We start from the raw sequence: 18,851 nt of genomic DNA on the forward strand, positions 1-18,851 counted from the left end.
TCTTTTTTTTCGTAATTTCACTCTATAAAGCAATATTTATGGAGCATTTTATAGGTTATATAAAACACTACGCCATCCCATTATTTGTATTTACAAGTTTAACTTTAGCACTTGCCTTAATACTCAAAAGAATTCATTATCAATACACGCTACCTTACAGACATCATATTATCCGAAAATCTGAAATTTTCCTGACTGAGATTACACTCTCAAAACCGGAGAAAAGCATACTAAAATATAAAATCGCCAAGTTTAAATCCGAAATTCCCATTCATAAAAACTGGTGCAAAAACATGCTGATCGAAGATATGATTCGGATGAAAAGCAATTTAAAAGGAAAAACAGCCAAAAACATTCTTCTTATCTACAAACAGCTGAACTTAAATCATTATTCAGCAAGTTTACTTCGGGATTTTAGAAAGTATAAAAAATGTGATGGTATTTATCATTTTCAGGCCTTGGGATACAAACCGGGAATTTCACTTTTAAAAAAATACCTGTACCATCCCAACAAAATCATTCGGTCAAATGCCAATGTTGCTTACCTGATTTTAACCCAGGGCGACTGGCAGGCCGTGAATAAAATTCCCGTAAAGGTATCGATTACCACCACCATAAAAATAATGGATGTACTGCATTCACAAAACATCCCAATCCCACCGGAAATAGACGATTGGATTGAATCCGACAATCCAACTATTTTAAAATTGGCGGTAATGACAATGGTTTTTTACAATTACAGAAACAAATCACAGGAGATCATCAAATTGCTCCGACATGAAAATAAAAGCCTGAGAACCGATGTTATCATTGCCATTCGGGACCTGTATCTGTACGAAGCCGAAGATGATTTACTGCTGCAGTTTGAACAGGGGAATATCGAAATACAATTAGAAATTCTAGACGCGCTGGCCGTTATAGGGTCTGAAAAAACAATTTCGTTTTTAAACACTCAAATTCCAAAAGAAGAGACCAAGGACCTTAAATTAAAAATGGTAACTGCTTTAAACAATCTTGATGCAGTGCGTTTGGATCAAATGGGAATAGCCGATGCAGATACCCAAAAAATGATTAATCACATTAGAAAATTACAGCTATGATTCCTGATTTTCTATCTCAACTGATTCGCTACTACGATATTTTTGTCGCCTATTTTTCTGTTGGGTATCTTTTGTTTTACATATTCCTCTCTATTTTATCCTATTGGGCAATCATCAAACATTTGAAATATCAGAAATATTTAGACGAAGACGTTTTACTTCGCTCCAATCACATACTAGGAGTGTCTATTGTAGCACCTGCTTTTAACGAAGGTGTAAATATTGTCTACAATGTCAAATCCCTGCTTTCTTTAACCTATCCAAAATACGAAATCATTATTGTCAATGATGGAAGCTCTGACGATACACTCGAAAAACTTATTGCCGAATTTGATCTGGTTCAAGTTGATTTTTATTATCAGGAAAAAATAGCCACACAACCCGTTCGCGGACACTATAAATCAAAAAATCCCGTGTATTCAAAACTACTGATTGTAGACAAGATCAACGGAAAAAGTAAAGCCGACGCCACAAATGCCGGAATAAACTCTTCGCAGTACCCCTTGTTTTTATGTACGGATGTGGATTGTATTTTAAAAAGAGATACTATTCTAAAACTGGCCAAACCCTTCATGGAAAACGAAACTCGTGTTATTGCATGTGGTGCCGGAATCAGGATCTCAAACTCCTGCGATATTAAGGAAGGCTTTTTGTTTAAAGTTCACTATCCCAAAGAATGGTATCCACGTTTTCAGGAGTTAGAATACGTGCGTTCTTTTATCTTTGGAAGAATGGCCTGGAGTCAGCTCAACGGCTTGCTTCTGGTTTCAGGAGGTCTGGGTATGTTTGACAAAGATATTGTAATTAAAGCAGGCGGATACTGGCACCAGTCTTTGGGCGAAGATATGGAGCTTGTTACCCGAATGCGCAGGTACATGCACGACAATAAAGAAAAATTTTTAATCAAATACATTCCCGAATCGCTTTGCTGGACCGAAGTACCGGCTACCCGAAAAATATTCTTGCGGCAGCGCATTCGCTGGGCACGAGGATTGGTGCAAACCTTACAGCTGCATCGAAAAATGTTTTTAAACCCAAAGTACGGACGAACCGCATTTCTAGTGTTGCCTTACTTTTTTAGTTTCGAATTCTTGGTTCCGATTGTTGAATTTATTGGTATTATCACCCTGATTTCGAGTTTTATATTTGGCCTTATCGATTACCAGTATTTGCTCCTTATAAGCCTTTTGGTATATTTATTTTACCTCTCCATCACCATCATATCCATATTGATCGATGAAATACTCTATAAAAGTTACGCCAATTATAAAGAACTAATGATTCTTATCGGGATGGCCGCCCTTGAACCTTTTGTTTACCATCCTGTAACCATTTATGCCTCGTTAAAAGGGTACTGGCTCTTTTTCCGCAGAAAAGAACAAAACTGGGGCGTAATGATTCGAAAAGGATATGCAAGTCCAACTAAAAAATAATAGGATGATGAACCATAACAGAACTATATATCTTGTAAAGCTGCTTCTTTGTTTCTTTTTATTGACCTTTCAAACCATAAAAGGACAAAAAGTAGACACCGATAGCCTTCTGACTGTGGTGCTCAAAGACATGAAAAGCATTCGCCCGGATTATAAAACCAATATTCAAAGAGCTTTGTTAGGGAAAAAACTGGCTCCGGATTATCTTGATTTTTATCTGGTACTGGGTCGGAACTATGATTTGACAAAAGCAAAAGACAGCGCCCGGTTTTACTACAACTATGTGATTGATAAAAGCCCAAAATACGAAGATGCCTATCTGTATCTGATCAATATGGATCTGGAAGTCAAAAATTACGACAATGCTTTGGTATTAACCGATAAAGCGATTGAATCGTTTCCGGACAACAAAACCTTCCGACTTAAAAGAATCGCTATCTATTCTCTGCAAAATGATGCTAAAAATGAAGAAAAAGAGCTAAAATCGATTCGGGCAAAATACCCTAATGATGCCGACATCGAGCAGCGTCTTTTTACCTTATACTCCAAAACCAATATCGACCGCGCAGGTGTTTACTACAACTACACCACAATTGATCGTGACGGTGTTGGCCCCTGGCATCTGGCAAGTGCCGATTATATGCGGCAACGTACCTGGGGAAGTGTAATAGGAAGAGTTAGTTATGCCAAAAGACTTTCCTCGAATCTGGTTATGGCCAGCGGACTCCAGTTTGAAGTGGAATCTTATCTTTCAGGAAAGAAAAACAATTATTCTTATATTGATGTTGCCTACAGCAAAGACAGTGCTTTTCCGGAATGGAGACTGGGGTATTCCTATTTCTATAATTTCAATAAAGGCTGGGAGGCCGATTTAGGGTTTCGTTTTATTGAAATGCAGGACAACAGTAATTTAAAAACACTAAATGTGGGTCTCGGAAAATATTTCGGCTCTTACTGGGTCAATTTACGGTCCTACATTCAAAAAGACGGTACTTCGTTTACCCTGACTTCACGTTATTATTACGGAACTAAATTTGACTATGTTACTGTAATTGCAGGGTACGGAACTTCACCGGACGACCAGACCAGATCGGCAGAATACCAAAACAGAGCCTCTTTAAGTTCCTACCGATTGAGTGCCGGCTTTTATAAACTAATCAAAAACCACTATATTTTTGGTCTATTAATCACAGACAATCAACAGGAATATACCGCAAAGAAATTTCAAAACGAGCTTGATTTTGCTTTTATACTACAATACAAATTCTAAACCGTATGAAAAAAAAGCAACCTCCTTATCTCCTAATTTTTCTCTTCACCCTGCTTAGCTTTAAGATGATGGCACAATCTGAAATCATAATATCCGATCAAAACAAGATTATTGCAACAGCCGAAAATACTCAGGCGGCAGCAGGAATCCTGAAAACGTATCTTGATAAAGCCATTTCAAAACCCTTTCAAATTACATCTGAAAGCAAAAAAGAAAATACGACCTCCGAAATCGTTCTGGAAATTTCTAGCGATAAAAAACTTAAAGCAAATGAGTTCACCATCAAAAGTGATTCAAAATCCATTTATATAACGGCTCCAAATCAAAAATACCTGCGTTATGCCGTTTATTCCTTATTGGAAATCTGGGAGTTTCGAAAATTCACCGCCACCGAAACCTACATTCCGAAAGTAACTCAATTTTCATTTGCAAAAAACACCAGCAAAACCTACCAGCCTGCCTTTGATTACAGAGCCTTGTTTTACCCTGATTGTTATGATGAAGATTTCAGAGACTGGCACAAACTCGACTGGCAGCTTGACGATTTTGGTCTTTGGGGACATTCCTTTAGCACGCTTGTTCCGCCAAAAGAGTATTTTAAAAGCAACCCCAAGCTTTTTGCTTTGTACGAAGGCGAGCGAAATACCGAATCTTTGTGCATGACCAATGATACTGTTGTACGTTTGATCGAGAAAAACCTGGCCGAAATTATTGCAAAAACACCCAACGCTCAATTCTATTCCGTAAGTCAGAACGATGATGTCGTGTATTGCGAATGTACCGAATGCCGGGCCATGAACACCAAGTATGGCGGCCCGCAGGGTTCGTTTTATTATTTTTTGAATAAAATTGCATCTCGCTTTCCTCAAACAAAGATTACGACCCTGGCCTATCTTCATACCTTCAAACCTCCTGTAAATTTGAAAATAGCCCCCAACATTTATACTATTTTATGCCCAATCGAACTGGACCGTGCTAAGCCGGTTAGCCCTCAGAGTGCCCCTTCGTTTGTGAAAAATTTAGAAAACTGGAGTGCAGCTTCGCCACACCTCTTTTTATGGGATTATACGGTGCAGTTCTCCAATTTCATGTCACCCTTTCCTAATTTTAACTCTTTTCAGGACAATTATAAGCTCTTTAAAAAAAACAAAGTAAAAGGGTTATTTGTACAGGGCTATGCTGATGTTCCCGGAGATTTTTCTGAATTGCGGCAATATCTTCTCGCCAAATTAATGTGGAATACGGATATTGATCTCAAAGCCGTTACAGCCGACTTTTTTAGAGGTTTTTACGGAAAAGCAGCTCCTTTCGTGGCAAAATATGTCGAACTGCTGCAAGCCAATCAAAACAAAAGCAACGCTTACTTAGACATCTATTCAGGCCCCGTTCAGGCCCGAAATACTTTCCTGACTCCCGAGGCCATGGACCAATACGATCGCTTGCTCGAACAGGCGTACGCGGCCGTTGAAAGTGATTCAATCTTAAGTTCGCGTGTTCATAAATTACGACTGGCTTTAGAATTTGTCTATTTTGAACAGGCTAAATTTTATGGGAAAAACCAACACGGTATGTTTATCGTAAATGCCAAAGGAGAAAAAGAAGTAAAAAAAGGTTTAACAGAAAGAGTTTTAAAATTTTCCCAATCCTGTAATCAATTCGGAATTTATGAATTGAGTGAAGACGGGCTTTCTCCGGATAATTATTATAAAGAATGGGTTGAAATTTGCAAAAACACAACCACACATTTGGGTGAGGATTTAAAAGTTACCTTTATAACATCCCCCTCAGCTGAATTTAAAGGTAAAGGAAGTTACGGTTTAGTTGACGGAAACAGAGGTTACAAAGATTTTAACTGTAACTGGATTGGATGGTATGACATTAATCCCGAAATTGAAATCGAAACCAAAAACCTTGTTTTTAATACTCTGAAATTAAATTTCCTAAGCGATCAGAGACATTGGATTTTCACACCCAAAAGCATCAAAATATACGGTTTCAAAAATCAGAAATGGGAACTTATAAACGAACAAATTTGTGACATTTTAACAGAAGACTACGAAATTACAACAAAATCATGGGAGATTAGAAATCCTATCTTCAGTAGTTTTGCCAAAATTAAAATCGTCGCAGAGAACCAGAAAGAACTGCCTGTCTGGAGGAAACGAAAAAACAAAAAAGCTATGATAATGCTGGACGAGATCGAATTGTTTAAAAAATAAGAGTCAAAATGGATACTGCTGATAAAAAAATTATGATCATCGACAATGATGACATGACTGTTGAAATTCTAAAATTCATTCTTAAAAAAGAAGGATATAAAGTTAGTATTGCAAAAGATGGTATCAGCGCCATGGAGCGCCTGCCGGTTATTATGCCCGATTTGGTCATTACCACGATTACAATTCCGCTTAAATCCGGTCTGGAAATTATTAATGAAATCAAACAAAATTACAGCAACATTCGTGTTATCGCACTTTCTTCACTTGGAGAAGAGGAAAACACCGTTGAAGAAGCTTTTGAACTTGGTGTAGACGATTTTATTGCAAAACCCTTTAATCCAAATGAGCTTTTGTTGCGAATAAAACGATTTTTATAGTATTTCAAACTGCTTTTTTGAGAAATACGAATACCCTAAACCATCGTAATTTCTAAGAAACATCAATTTTCAGCTATTTATAGCTATATTTGCACAAAATTTAATGCAAATGAGCACTTTCGAAAAATTCAATCTCCCAAAATCAGTACAAAAAGCAATCGACGAATTAGGCTTTGTTACGCCTACCCCTATTCAGGAAAAATCTTTTGCCGTGATTATGTCTGGCCGGGACATGATGGGAATTGCGCAAACCGGTACCGGTAAAACGTTTGCTTACTTACTACCACTTTTAAAATTATACAAATTTACCAATACCAATACACCTAAAATTGTAATTCTGGTTCCAACGCGTGAATTAGTAGTTCAGGTTGTAGAGGAAGTAGAGAAATTAACCAAATACATGTCGGTTAAAACACTTGGTATTTTTGGTGGGGTAAACATTAATACGCAAAAAAAGGCCGTATACGAGGGTGTTGATATCCTGGTAGGAACGCCGGGTAGAACCATGGATTTAGCCTTGGATGCTGTAGTACGTTTTGATGAAACCCAAAAATTAGTCATTGATGAGTTTGACGAAATGCTGAATTTAGGTTTCCGTACACAATTGACGGCTCTTTTAGCCATGATGAAAACCAAACGTCAGAACATATTGTTTTCAGCAACTATGACAGATGAAGTTGATGCTGTACTAAATGACTTTTTTGACTTTCCGGAAGAAGTAACACTTGCTGCTTCGGGAACTCCTTTGGAAAAAATCACACAGATTACTTATAATGTTCCGAATTTCAATACGAAAGTAAATCTTCTAAAACATTTACTTGAAACCAACGAAAGCATGGAACGTGTTTTGGTTTTCGTAAACAATAAAAAGATTTCGGATATGCTTCATACCCGAATCGAAGAGGATTTTGAAGGACAGTTTGGGGTAATTCACTCCAACAAATCTCAAAATTACCGTTTGAGTACAATGGCAGAATTCCAGGAAGGAAATCTCCGCGGATTAATCACTACAGACATTATGGCGAGAGGTTTAGATATTTCGAACATCTCTCACGTTATTAACTTCGAACTTCCTGAATTTCCTGAACTGTACATGCACAGAATTGGTCGTACAGGTCGTGCCGATGCTACAGGAACCGCTATTAGTTTCATCACACCACGTGAAGAAGAATTTAAAGTTGAAGTTGAAGTATTAATGAATCAGGAACTTGAAATTGCAGATTTCCCTGAAGAAGTTGAAATTTCAACCAAACTAATTGAACCTGAAAAAGACAGACAACCGATTAAGTTTTTAATGAAAAAACAAAAACTTGATGGTGATGGTGCCTTTCACGAAAAAGCCAAAAAGAATAAAAAAGTCAACCTTGGAGGCCCTTCTAAAACAAAAAAGAAAACCCACGGATCTGTCAATCGTAACATGCTAAAAACGAGAGACAAGAAGAGAAAGGATAAGGATAAATAGTTTTTTTTTAAGGTACTAAGGGGCTAAGATTCTGAGGGACTAAGGACTAAACAAAAAGCTCAAAATATTGAATTAGGAATAACTTAATTCAATATTTTGAGCTTTTTTTATTGTTCAAACTCAGAACCTCAGTCCCTCAGAGCCTTAGCAACTTAGTACCTATACTCTGGTAAAAACCAACCCCACCGGAGAACACAATCCGATTCTTTTTCCGGTATCGGTTAATTTTCCTGTTGTTTTGTCTCTTTTAAAAATAATAATATCATTGGTATACTGGTGGCCTACTAACAGATAATTCCCGGTAGGATCAATTGCAAAATCTCTTGGGCCTTTCCCTAAAGTACTGATTTGCTCTACCAGTTCAATTCCACCTTCTTTTTGGATTTTATAAACGGCAATCGAATTGGCATCTACGCGGTCTGTAACATATAAAAATGCTCCGTCAGGTGAAATTTTAATGGCTGCAGCTCCTGTTCCGCCTTTAAATCCTTTTGGCAAAATACTCGTTTCGGCAACTGCTTTCAGGTTTCCGTTTTTATCCAGACTAAAAGTAGTCAGCGTACCGTCTAATTCCTGAACCAGATATACAAATTTACCATCTTTGCTAAACGTTAAATGTCGTGGTCCGCTTCCCGGTTTTACATCTACAGTTCCCTTTAACGTTAAGATCTCATTTTTAGAAGTCGGATTGTACTTATAAATAAAAACCTTATCGAGACCTAAATCATTAGCTAAAACAAACTTCTTATCCGGTGAAAAAGCAAGCATATGCACGTGTGCTTTCTCCTGACGTGCCACATTGGTGCCTTTTCCTTCATGCTGAACCAGCTGCTGTACTTCGGAAATACTTCCATCCGTATTCTTTTTGAAAACAGCGATATTACCTCCCGAATAATTCGCGACAAGCACATTTTTATCATCGTTAATCAAATGACAAGGATCAGCACCCAAGGCATCATTTTTATTCAGAAAGCTAAGCTTTCCGCTTACTGCATCGTAACCAAAAGCACTCACCGAACTTTGAGGTCCGTTTTCGTTTACCGCATAAACAAACTTATTATCTGCCGAGACCGACAAATAACTTGGACTCACAACGCTTTCAGAAGAATTTTTCAATTTAAAAGCACCCGAATCGGCATCAAATTCATAAACATAGATTCCGTTACTCTGACAGGTATTCGTATAAGTCCCTACCAGCAAATTGAATTTGTTCTGAGCCTGCAAACCTGCGCAGAAAAAAGCAGAAAAAAGCAATATAGATAATCTCTTCATAATTTTGAGTTGTTTGTTGAATACGCTAAAATAGGGAATAATATCTTTTCTGATCCCATTTTTTTGTTACAAAACGGATTACAAAAGTTACATTTTTCAAACCATACGGCTTGCTTTTCTAAAACCCTCAAACCCTATAAATACATTAATTTTCCCCCTCTGTAACCTTTGCTTATAATCTCTCTCATAACTCAGCTGTTTTGAGTAAAAATTTGTATTTTTGACCAGTGTCTTCGCGAAAAATAAAACGTAGTGAAGTAAATCGAAGCCAGAATGCATTTTAAACATCCCGAAATTCTATACTTTCTGTTTTTGTTAATTGTTCCAATCTTGGTTCATTTATTTCAATTACGACGTTTTAAAACCTCTTTTTTCACCAATGTTCGTTTCCTGAAAGAACTTGTTATTCAGACCCGAAAGAGTTCTAAAATCAAAAAGCGATTGTTGCTGGCTACCCGTCTGCTATTGTTGACCTGCATCATTCTCGCTTTTGCCCAGCCTTTTTTTCAAGCCAAAGACAGCAAAAATGCCGCTAACGAAATGTACATCATTCTCGACAACTCGTTTAGCATGCAGGCCAAAGGCAAAAAAGGGGAATTACTAAAACGTGCCGTGCAGGAACTGCTGGAAAACACGCCCGAAAACACCACTTTTTCATTACTGACCAATACCGAGAACTACTGGAATACTGATATCAAATCATCTAAAAGTGCTTTACAAAACCTAAAGTACAGCGCTACTCCATTTGAACTTCCATCGATAATGGCCAAGATCAAAGCGCATAAATCAGCGCATAAAAAAGACATTGTGGTTATCACTGATGCTGTTGGTTTAGCCGAAAAAGATGTAAAAAATATCGATACAGAAGAGAAACCCTATTTTATTATCCCGGAAGCTGAGCAAAAAAACAACATCGCCATAGACAGTGTTTTTATCAATCAAACCTTAGAGAACTTCTACGAAATAGGCGTTAGTTTATCTGCTTATGGTGAAGATTTCAAGCCTGTTTCGATGGCGTTATACAATCAAACCAAGCTAATTGCCAAAACCATCATCAATTTTGATGCAAAGAAAAAGAAAATCAACTTTACCATTCCGAAAGAAGCTTTTCATGGTTATGTCGTTATTGAAGACAACGGATTGACCTACGACAACAAACTCTATTTTAGTATTCTAAAAACAAAGAAAACGAATATCATCAGCATTGGTGAACCTGAAAAAAGCAATTTCTTGTCCCGAATTTATACGGCAGCCGAATTCAACTACCACAATTATTCGATAAGCAGTCTGGATTACAACAGCCTGGACAAACAAAATACGATTATTTTAAATGAATTAGCCGAAGTTCCTCAGGCACTGCAAACCACTTTAAAGGCCTTTGTGGGTAAAGGAGGTAATTTAGTCGTGATCCCGTCTGAGAAAACGTCGATTTCAAATTTGAATTCCTTTTTAGCTAATTTCGGAAAAATTCAATTTACGACTCTTGAGAGCAAGGTGAAGTTAATCACCAAAATCAATTTTGATCATCCGTTATTCTCTGGTGTTTTCGAGAATAAAATCACGAATTTTCAATATCCGAAAACAAACAGTTCTTTCGGAATTTCAAGCCCTTATCCGGCCGTTTTATCATACGAAGATCAAAGTGTGTTTGTAACAGCCATTCAGAATCCGGTTTCCGGAATTACGGTTTTTTCAGCCCCTATTAATGCCACAAATTCAAACTTTCAGCAATCACCCTTAATTGTTCCTTTGTTTTATAAAATGGGACAAAACAATCAGAAAACCGGGGTAAATGCTTTGATTATAGGCAGTAACCAACCGTATTTTGTAGATATTTTATTGACCAAAGATGCTATTCTGGAAGTAAAAGGAAACGATGATTCTTTTATTCCAATCCAGCAGGTACTGAACAACAAAGTCAAACTAACTTTTAACGACTTCCCGGAAACAGCCGGAAACTATAGTGTTTTTGACAGAAAAGAATGGGTTGAAAACCTGAGTTTCAATTACAAAAGAAGCGAAAGCGATTTGAGTCAGGTAAACACAAATGTCGTTTCAGATTTTAAAACTGCCGATACCCTTTCCACCATTTTTAACACCTTACAAACTGAGCGTACAGACAGTCAAATTTGGAAATGGTTTGTTATCTTTGCACTGTTATTTTTAGCATTGGAAATGGCAATTATAAAATTTGTAAAGTAATTTCTCAGCTTGTATGTGATTTCTCCTTCGTCGAAATGACATATAAGCAGAGAACGCACTGCACGGAATAATTGGATGCGATTTCTCCTTCGTCGAAATGGCAAGAAAGAATTTGTAAATAAAAAATAAATTACTCTACATATGAAAATAATCATCAGAAGCGCCAAAATTATCGATTCAAAAAGTCCGTTTCACAATCAGACTGTTGATCTTTTAATTGCAGATGGTTTAATTGAGAAAATAGGAACTTCAATTCTTGATATCGAGGACACAACCGAAGTTAAATTTGATAATTTACATCTTTCTCAAGGTTGGTTTGACAGCAGTGTTTCCTTCGGAGAACCAGGTTATGAAGACAGAGAAACGATCGCTAACGGATTAAAGGTCGCTGCAAAAAGCGGTTTTACAGCCGTTGCCCTGCAACCCAACTCCTACCCTGTTATTGACAACCAATCGCAGGTAAATTTTGTAAAAAACAAAGCAGCCGGTTTTGCAACAGAACTTTTCCCAATTGGAGCTTTAACCAAAGCCAGCGAAGGAAAAGACATGGCAGAATTATTTGATATGAAGAAAGCAGGAGCTGTAGCTTTTGGAGATTACAACAAAAGTATCGACAATGCCAATCTTTTAAAAATTGCTTTGCAGTACGTACAGGATTTCGATGGTTTGGTAATCACTTATGCGCAAGATCCTAACCTAAAAGGAAACGGAGTTGCCAATGAAGGAATCGTTTCAACAAGACTCGGTCTTAAAGGAATTCCAGCTTTAGCAGAAGAACTTCAGGTGGCAAGAAATTTATTTTTACTGGAATACACCGGCGGAAAATTACACATTCCGACCGTTTCTACAGCAAAAACGGTAGCACTAATTAAAGAAGCAAAAGCAAACGGTTTACAAGTAAGCTGCAGTGTTGCAGTGCATCATCTTGTGCTGACCGATGAAAAACTGGAGGAATTTGATACCCGTTTTAAAGTCACACCTCCCCTTAGAAACGAAACGGACAGAACTGCTCTTTTAAATGCAGTTTTAGACGGGACAATTGATATGATTACTTCTGATCACAACCCAATCGATATCGAATTCAAGAAAATGGAATTTGATACGGCTAAAAACGGAACAATTGGTCTTGAAAGCGCTTTTGGTGCTTTATTAACCGTTTTACCTTTAGAAACCGTGATTGAAAAGTTAATTTTAGGAAAATCTGTTTTCGGAATTCAGAATAATACTATTGCCGAAGGTTCAAAAGCCAACTTCACTTTCTTTAATCCGGAAGGAAAATCAACTTTTACCAAAGAAAATATTCTTTCTAAATCTAAAAACTCGGCTTTTTTAGGAGCAGAAATCAAAGGAACTGTGTACGGAATATTAAATCAAAATAAACTTGTTACCTCTAAATAATTACAATGAACAATTCAATTGAAAAGGGAAAACCAATCGCAATCACCAGTTATATTTTGATTATTGGGGTATTAATTGCCATGTCGATGAACTCTGAAGACAAAAACAGTTTTGCTTCTTTTCACATCCGCCAAGCATTAGGGCTTTCCCTGACCTTTATTTCATTCGGAGCCATCATCAGCAATTTTGACAGCTTCTTTATTACTTTTCCAATGTGGATCTGTATTTCTATTTTATGGACTTACGGTATTTTTACCGCTATTCAAGGGCAAACAAAGCCAATTCCGTTAGTGGGAGAACTTTTCCAAAAATGGTTTCAAAAAATAGGGTAATTTTTAAATTTCAAATTCCAAAACTCAAATTCCAAATTCCAAATTCCAAATTCTAAAAAGTAATCCGTTAAAAGCTGCGTTTTCGCTTTAGCAAATCTGTTTCATCAGGGTATTAATTTGGAATATAGACAATAAAAATTCTAATAAGTCCGTAATCAGCTTAAAAACTGAGACTGCGGCTGAAAACTAAAAAAATGAATCTATCTCTAGAATATAAAATACAAGCACCAAAAGTTATCTTAGACAAAAATCCTGTTTTACTTTTGTTACACGGATATGGCAGTAACGAAGCCGATTTATTTTCGTTTGCAACCGAACTTCCTGATCATTATTACATTATCTCGGCCAGAGCTCCTTACGACATACAATATGGCGCTTATGCCTGGTACGCCATTAATTTTGATGCCGACCAGAATAAATTTTCAGACAATGAACAGGCAAAAACTTCCCGCGATGTAATTGCTTCTTTCATTGATGAATTGGCTGCAAATTATCCTATTGATGTCAACAATGTAACTTTGGTTGGTTTCAGTCAGGGATCTATTTTAAGCTATGCCGTAGCCCTTTCATATCCAGAAAAAGTACAACGTGTAGTGGCTATGAGCGGTTATTTCAACGAAGAAATCATCAAAGATGGTTACGAAAACAACAACTTTACAAATCTAAAAATATTTGCCTCTCACGGAACAGTCGATCAGGTTATACCAGTTGAGTGGGCCAGAAAAACTCCGGCAATTTTAGAAAATTTAAACATCCCGATAACGTATAAAGAATATCCGGTTGGACATGGTGTTGCTCCGCAAAATTTCTTTGACTTTAAGAATTGGCTGGCGGAATAGTTTTTTAGTAAAAAGTAAAATGTGAGATGTAAAAATGATTTGTTTATCAGTTTTACATCTCACATCAAAAGCTATAAAAGCCTAAACGTTATTATTTATTCGCCTGTATAGATAATTTTATCCTTCTTTTTCAGGACATAACCTTTCCAGGGAATTAATTGATAATCACCCTTTACCCAAGGCTCTCCTTCAGATTTTCTTTCTAAAATGATTACGTCATCCTGACTATCCAGAAAAAGCTCTGCTTTATTTCCGTCAAAAATAACATAAGCCACAGTCGCGTATGTTTTTCCGTCTTCGGCATGAGCTAATTTTGTACCTTCTTCAAAAACACGAATACATTTATTTTTAAGAATTGACCAGGTATATCCCGCAGAACCTTTACAGCCATGAGCGTCAGAATCACCTCCAACAACAACCGGTCTTACTTCCTCTTTCTTTTCAGGAGTTTTATTTTCTTCAGCAATTTTCTTTCCACAAGAGAACGAAAGCCCCATCACAACCGCAAATAAAAAAATCTTTTTCATACGTCAATTTTTTAGTTAAAACTCTATAAAACAAAACAATGCATTTCTATTTTTGATACAACCAGGTTTGGTTTACTTCAAAAGTAATACTTTCATCGTCATTAACAAAGTACTTTAATAAGACTTCTCCCCATAATTCTCCATTACTATAATCTGCAATGATCCATCTGTGGTTTAGAATTTTTACTTTATTGATAATAAATTTGTTTGGGCCAATTTTATCCTGCCCCGTATAAGGATTCCCATTTGGATTTGCATTTAAGTCCAATAATTTCTCTGTTACAAGCGGGATCAATTTTTCATACAGAATTACTTTTCCTCCACTAGCGCCATTGTCAAAGTAATTTTGCGCATTTTCATTATGTTCTAAAGAGAAATAATCCGCTTCAGCCAGTTTTGTGGATACCAGACTAATACTATCTCTAAGTTTCTTTGTAGTTTTCTCATATCTTTCCTTTTCAAATTTTACTTCACTGCTGTAAAACATATAAGTAAAAACATTCATTAATATCGCCAGGATAAAAAGGTAAAGCATTAAGGATTTTTTCATTTTTGTAGTATAATTAAATTGTAATTTCTAAATTGTCATAGGCCAGAAAAACATTTTCCGGCAATTGTTTTTGCACTTCTTCGTGAAAGCCCAAAACGTGGCTGATATGTGTTAAATAAGCGACTTCAGGTTTCACCAGCTCAATAAAATCAAGTGCTTCCTGCAAATTAAAGTGCGTATCGTGCGGCTCTACGCGCAGCGCATTGACCACCAGTACTTTTAAGTTCTTCAGCTTTTCAACTTCCGCTTTATCAATCGTTTTCACATCCGTCAAATAAGCAAAATCATCAATGCGATACCCAAAAACCTGCAAATCACCATGCATCACATTAATTGGAATCGCTGTTTTGTCACCAACCGCAAAAGGAATGTTATTGACTACTTCGATCGTTTTAACGCTGGGTGCTCCCGGATATTTGTTTACCGTTTCAAAAACATAATCAAAACGACGTTTTAAGTTGTCGATTACACGCTGATGTGCATACACGGGAATTTCGCCCTGTCTGAAATTATACGGACGAATATCATCCAGACCGGCTGTATGATCGGCATGTTCATGTGTAAATAAGATCGCATCGAGTTTTCGGCAGCCGCAGGAAAGCATTTGCTGTCTGAAATCAGGACCGCAATCAATCACATACGAATGCTCGCCCCATGTAATCCAAATGGACACACGAAGTCTTTTATCCTTAGCATCAGTGCTTTTACAAACTGGATGATCCACTCCGATTATCGGAATGCCCTGAGAAGTACCAGTACCTAAAAAATATACCTTCAATTGAACTTAATTTTTTTACAAAAATAGGATTATTTCTCTTTCATTAGAAGCCTAATTTACTAACTTTGTAACAAATCTATTTAAAATAAAATGGGTACAGAAATAAAACTCAAAGGTGACAAGGTCATCGAACAGATCCCTTCTATAAAAGACAAAGCGTTACGCATTAATTTAAACGAGAATATTTACGGAACATTTGCTGAAATTGGTGCCGGGCAGGAAACAGTAAGACATTTTTTCAGATCCGGAGGTTCATCGGGAACAATTGCAAAAGCAATGTCTGCCTATGACAAAGATTTTAGCGATGCCGTTTATGGAGTTGAAAGTGATGGTCGCTATGTAACCGAAGAACGGTTAAAAAAAATGCTTACGCTTGAAGGACAAATCATCGAAGAACGATTAAGCAGAGAAAAACATCCAACAAAGCTTTTCTTTAGTTACGCCAACACTGTTGCTACCATAGATTTTGCTAAACAATTTAAAGGCCATGGCTGGGTAGGAATCCGCTACCAAATTGAACCGGACGAAGCCTACAACGAAATTATTCTACACATTCGTTTTAAAGAAACCGACGCCAGACTACAGCAGGAAACACTTGGGATTTTAGGGGTAAACCTAATTTACGGTGCTTTTTACAAATACAACGATCCAAAACGATTACTTCGTTACTTATACGATCACTTAGACAAAGACCAACTTGAAATCGATACTATTAACTTCTCAGGACCACGTTTTGCAGATGTTGACAATCGTTTGATGAGTTTGCAGCTGGTTAAAAACGGAATGACAGATGCCGTAATGTTTAATCCGGAAGGAAAAAACATTTTGCCGGCAGCGATCTTATACAAAAAGAACCTTCTTGCCTTAAGAGGAAGTTTCCGTCCTGTTACAAAAGTAAACATGGACATGTACGAGAAGTCTCTTAAAATGTTCCTTGAAGAAAATAAGGTAGAAAAAGACAATACACTGGTGATTTTCGAGATCACGCTTTCGAACTTACGTTCAGACGGTGAAATTGATGAGCGTGACTTTATGGACAGAGCCGAACTGCTTTGCTCTCTGGGTCAAACTGTAATGATTTCGAACTTTCAGGAGTATTATAAGGTAGTAGAATATTTCGCCAATTATACCAAAGCCCGTATGGGACTAGCAATGGGTGTAAACAATTTAGTTGATATTTTTGATGAGAAATACTACCGTCATTTAAGCGGTGGAATCCTGGAAGCCTTCGGAAAATTGTTCTACAGAGATATGAAAGTCTTCTTGTATCCGATGTTAGACGAAAATGGCGTTCTAATGAATTCAAACAACTTAAAAGTACATCCAAGAATGAAAGAATTGTACAAATTCTTTAAATTCAACGGAAAAGTAATTGATATCGCCGATTATGATCCACATAATTTAGAAGTTTTCTCCCGTGAGGTTCTAAAAATGATCAATCAGGGAAAAACAGGCTGGGAACACATGCTTCCAACCGGTATTGCCGAAATCATCAAAGAACACCATCTTTTTGGATACCATCCACAGAAAGAACTGGAGCAAAATACATAGCAAAAAAAATCCCCAACAAGAATGTTTTCTTTTGGGGACTTTTTTTTTAGTTTACAGTCGCAGTCTCAGTTACTACACTGTAAACTAAAAACTGAGACTGAATACTGAGACTGAATACTGAGACTGAGAATTGAGACTGAGAATTGAGACTGAGACTGAAAACCGAGACTGAGACAGAAGACTAACCTTACTTCAAAATCTGCGCAGCGTGTTCTTTCGTTTTCACCTGAGCAATCACTTCTTCGATAATTCCGTTTTCGTCTATAACAAAAGTAGTTCTGTGGATTCCGTCATACTCTCTTCCCATAAACTTTTTAGGTCCCCAAACTCCAAATGCATTGATTACCGATTTGTCTTCATCTGCCAATAGCGGAAAAGGAAACTCATATTTATCCTTGAATTTCAACTGTGCTTTCTGACTGTCGGCACTTACCCCTAAAAGCTCATAATTGTTCGCTTTAAAACGCTCAAAATTATCTCTTAAATCACAAGCTTCAGCGGTACATCCTGGCGTGCTTGCCTTTGGATAAAAGAAAACGACCAATTTTTTTCCAGCGTAATCGGCCAGTTTATGTGTCTTACCATCCTGATCTGTTCCCGAAAAATTTGGTGCTTTATCGCCTTTTTGTAATGTTACCATTTATTTAGATATTTAGATTGTTAGACTTTCTTAGTCTTCTTAGACTTGCTTAGACTTGCTTAGACTTCTTAGACTTACTTAGATCGTTAGATTATTTAGATTACAACTTATAAATAATTCACTCCCCAGAATGAACCATTCCCATTTCACATCTCACAATTCACATTTTACAATGTACATTATACAATTCACAATTAAAATAATACTATTTTTACGGGATTAAAATTACGGAAATGAATAAAGAAGCTCGCGTTACATTTGTTATAAATACGTTAAAAGAACTCTACCCTACTATACCTGTACCTTTAGATCATAAAGACCCGTACACCTTGTTAATTGCAGTTTTACTTTCGGCACAATGTACCGATGTTCGCGTGAACCAGATTACCCCTTTACTTTTTGCAAAAGCCGATAATCCGTATGACATGATTAAAATGTCGGTTGAAGAAATTAAAGAAATCATCCGTCCTTGCGGTTTATCTCCAATGAAATCTAAAGGAATTCACGGATTATCACATATTTTAATTGACAAGCACAACGGTGAAGTACCTCAGAGTTTTGAGGCTTTGGAAGAATTACCGGCAGTTGGACATAAAACAGCAAGTGTAGTGATGTCACAGGCTTTTGGGGTTCCTGCTTTTCCGGTCGATACACATATTCATAGATTGATGTACAGATGGAATCTTTCGAACGGGAAAAACGTAGCACAAACCGAAAAAGATGCGAAAAGATTATTTCCAAGAGAATTATGGAATGATTTACACCTCCAGATTATTTGGTACGGACGCGAATATTCGCCGGCCAGAGGATGGAGCCTCGAAAAAGATATTATTACCCGAACTGTTGGTAAAAAATCTTTATTAGAAGAAGCTGCCAAAAAGTAAATTTAGCAGCTCCTCTA

General features: G+C 37.0%; 17 protein-coding genes. 12 read left to right on the forward strand and 5 right to left on the reverse strand.

Features of this window, described 5'->3' with window-relative positions; all coding sequences use genetic code 11:
* Positions 1-38 precede the first annotated feature (38 nt).
* From ACN1CN_RS03815 to ACN1CN_RS03840, 6 genes are all read left to right on the forward strand, one after another.
* Positions 39-1,100: a HEAT repeat domain-containing protein gene (locus ACN1CN_RS03815; protein ID WP_419134710.1), complete on the forward strand. Its 1,062-nt coding sequence runs from the start codon at positions 39-41 to the stop codon at positions 1,098-1,100.
* Positions 1,097-2,533, forward strand: coding sequence for a glycosyltransferase (locus ACN1CN_RS03820; protein ID WP_419134711.1), 1,437 nt, complete (start codon positions 1,097-1,099; stop codon positions 2,531-2,533). Before ACN1CN_RS03815 ends, ACN1CN_RS03820 begins: the two co-directional genes overlap by 4 nt.
* Before the next feature lie 4 nt (positions 2,534-2,537).
* Positions 2,538-3,803 carry a YaiO family outer membrane beta-barrel protein gene (locus ACN1CN_RS03825; protein ID WP_419134712.1) on the forward strand — a complete coding sequence of 422 codons (1,266 nt, stop codon included), beginning with the start codon at positions 2,538-2,540 and terminating at the stop codon, positions 3,801-3,803.
* Between the two features lie 5 nt (positions 3,804-3,808).
* A complete protein-coding gene (locus ACN1CN_RS03830) occupies positions 3,809-6,022 on the forward strand; it encodes a DUF4838 domain-containing protein (protein ID WP_419134713.1) in 2,214 nt (737 codons plus the stop codon).
* Between the two features lie 8 nt (positions 6,023-6,030).
* A complete protein-coding gene (locus ACN1CN_RS03835; RefSeq protein ID WP_291287640.1) occupies positions 6,031-6,399 on the forward strand; it encodes a response regulator transcription factor in 369 nt (122 codons plus the stop codon).
* Positions 6,400-6,508: 109 nt separating this feature from the next.
* Complete coding sequence (locus ACN1CN_RS03840) at positions 6,509-7,861, forward strand: DEAD/DEAH box helicase (protein WP_264523431.1); 1,353 nt, start codon at positions 6,509-6,511, stop codon at positions 7,859-7,861.
* A 159-nt stretch (positions 7,862-8,020) separates the two neighbouring features.
* On the opposite strand, the gene ACN1CN_RS03845 is transcribed toward ACN1CN_RS03840, so the two are convergent.
* Entirely contained in the window at positions 8,021-9,133 is a 1,113-nt protein-coding gene (locus ACN1CN_RS03845) for a lactonase family protein (RefSeq protein ID WP_419134714.1), read from the reverse strand.
* A gap of 273 nt (positions 9,134-9,406) precedes the next feature.
* Here ACN1CN_RS03845 and ACN1CN_RS03850 point away from each other — a divergent pair, with 273 nt between their 5' ends.
* The 4 genes from ACN1CN_RS03850 to ACN1CN_RS03865 all read left to right on the forward strand — a co-directional run bounded on the left by ACN1CN_RS03850 (position 9,407) and on the right by ACN1CN_RS03865 (position 13,904).
* Positions 9,407-11,335 carry a BatA domain-containing protein gene (locus ACN1CN_RS03850; protein ID WP_419134715.1) on the forward strand — a complete coding sequence of 643 codons (1,929 nt, stop codon included), beginning with the start codon at positions 9,407-9,409 and terminating at the stop codon, positions 11,333-11,335.
* A gap of 141 nt (positions 11,336-11,476) precedes the next feature.
* Complete coding sequence (locus ACN1CN_RS03855; protein WP_419134716.1) at positions 11,477-12,733, forward strand: dihydroorotase; 1,257 nt, start codon at positions 11,477-11,479, stop codon at positions 12,731-12,733.
* Between the two features lie 5 nt (positions 12,734-12,738).
* Positions 12,739-13,065 (forward strand): membrane protein, encoded by a 327-nt coding sequence (locus ACN1CN_RS03860; protein WP_017498824.1) that lies wholly within the window; start codon positions 12,739-12,741, stop codon positions 13,063-13,065.
* A 194-nt stretch (positions 13,066-13,259) separates the two neighbouring features.
* Positions 13,260-13,904 (forward strand): alpha/beta hydrolase, encoded by a 645-nt coding sequence (locus tag ACN1CN_RS03865; RefSeq protein ID WP_419134717.1) that lies wholly within the window; start codon positions 13,260-13,262, stop codon positions 13,902-13,904.
* 95 nt (positions 13,905-13,999) lie between these two features.
* Here ACN1CN_RS03865 and ACN1CN_RS03870 read toward each other — a convergent pair whose 3' ends face one another.
* The 3 genes from ACN1CN_RS03870 to ACN1CN_RS03880 are packed head-to-tail and all read right to left on the reverse strand — an operon-like array spanning position 14,000 to position 15,759.
* Positions 14,000-14,431, reverse strand: coding sequence for a hypothetical protein (locus ACN1CN_RS03870; protein WP_419134718.1), 432 nt, complete (start codon positions 14,429-14,431; stop codon positions 14,000-14,002).
* 46 nt (positions 14,432-14,477) lie between these two features.
* Positions 14,478-14,981, reverse strand: coding sequence for a hypothetical protein (locus ACN1CN_RS03875; protein ID WP_263360397.1), 504 nt, complete (start codon positions 14,979-14,981; stop codon positions 14,478-14,480).
* 13 nt (positions 14,982-14,994) lie between these two features.
* Positions 14,995-15,759, reverse strand: coding sequence for an MBL fold metallo-hydrolase (locus ACN1CN_RS03880; protein ID WP_291287646.1), 765 nt, complete (start codon positions 15,757-15,759; stop codon positions 14,995-14,997).
* A 90-nt stretch (positions 15,760-15,849) separates the two neighbouring features.
* Here ACN1CN_RS03880 and ACN1CN_RS03885 point away from each other — a divergent pair, with 90 nt between their 5' ends.
* Positions 15,850-17,310: a TonB-dependent receptor gene (locus tag ACN1CN_RS03885; RefSeq protein ID WP_291287647.1), complete on the forward strand. Its 1,461-nt coding sequence runs from the start codon at positions 15,850-15,852 to the stop codon at positions 17,308-17,310.
* A 187-nt stretch (positions 17,311-17,497) separates the two neighbouring features.
* On the opposite strand, the gene bcp is transcribed toward ACN1CN_RS03885, so the two are convergent.
* Positions 17,498-17,950, reverse strand: coding sequence for a thioredoxin-dependent thiol peroxidase (bcp, locus tag ACN1CN_RS03890; protein WP_264523422.1), 453 nt, complete (start codon positions 17,948-17,950; stop codon positions 17,498-17,500).
* Positions 17,951-18,183: 233 nt separating this feature from the next.
* On the opposite strand from bcp, the gene ACN1CN_RS03895 reads away from it, so the two are divergent.
* A complete protein-coding gene (locus ACN1CN_RS03895) occupies positions 18,184-18,834 on the forward strand; it encodes an endonuclease III domain-containing protein (RefSeq protein WP_419134719.1) in 651 nt (216 codons plus the stop codon).
* Positions 18,835-18,851 lie beyond the last annotated feature (17 nt).

Source organism: Flavobacterium sp. T12S277, from assembly GCF_048514875.1.
Classification (GTDB): domain Bacteria; phylum Bacteroidota; class Bacteroidia; order Flavobacteriales; family Flavobacteriaceae; genus Flavobacterium.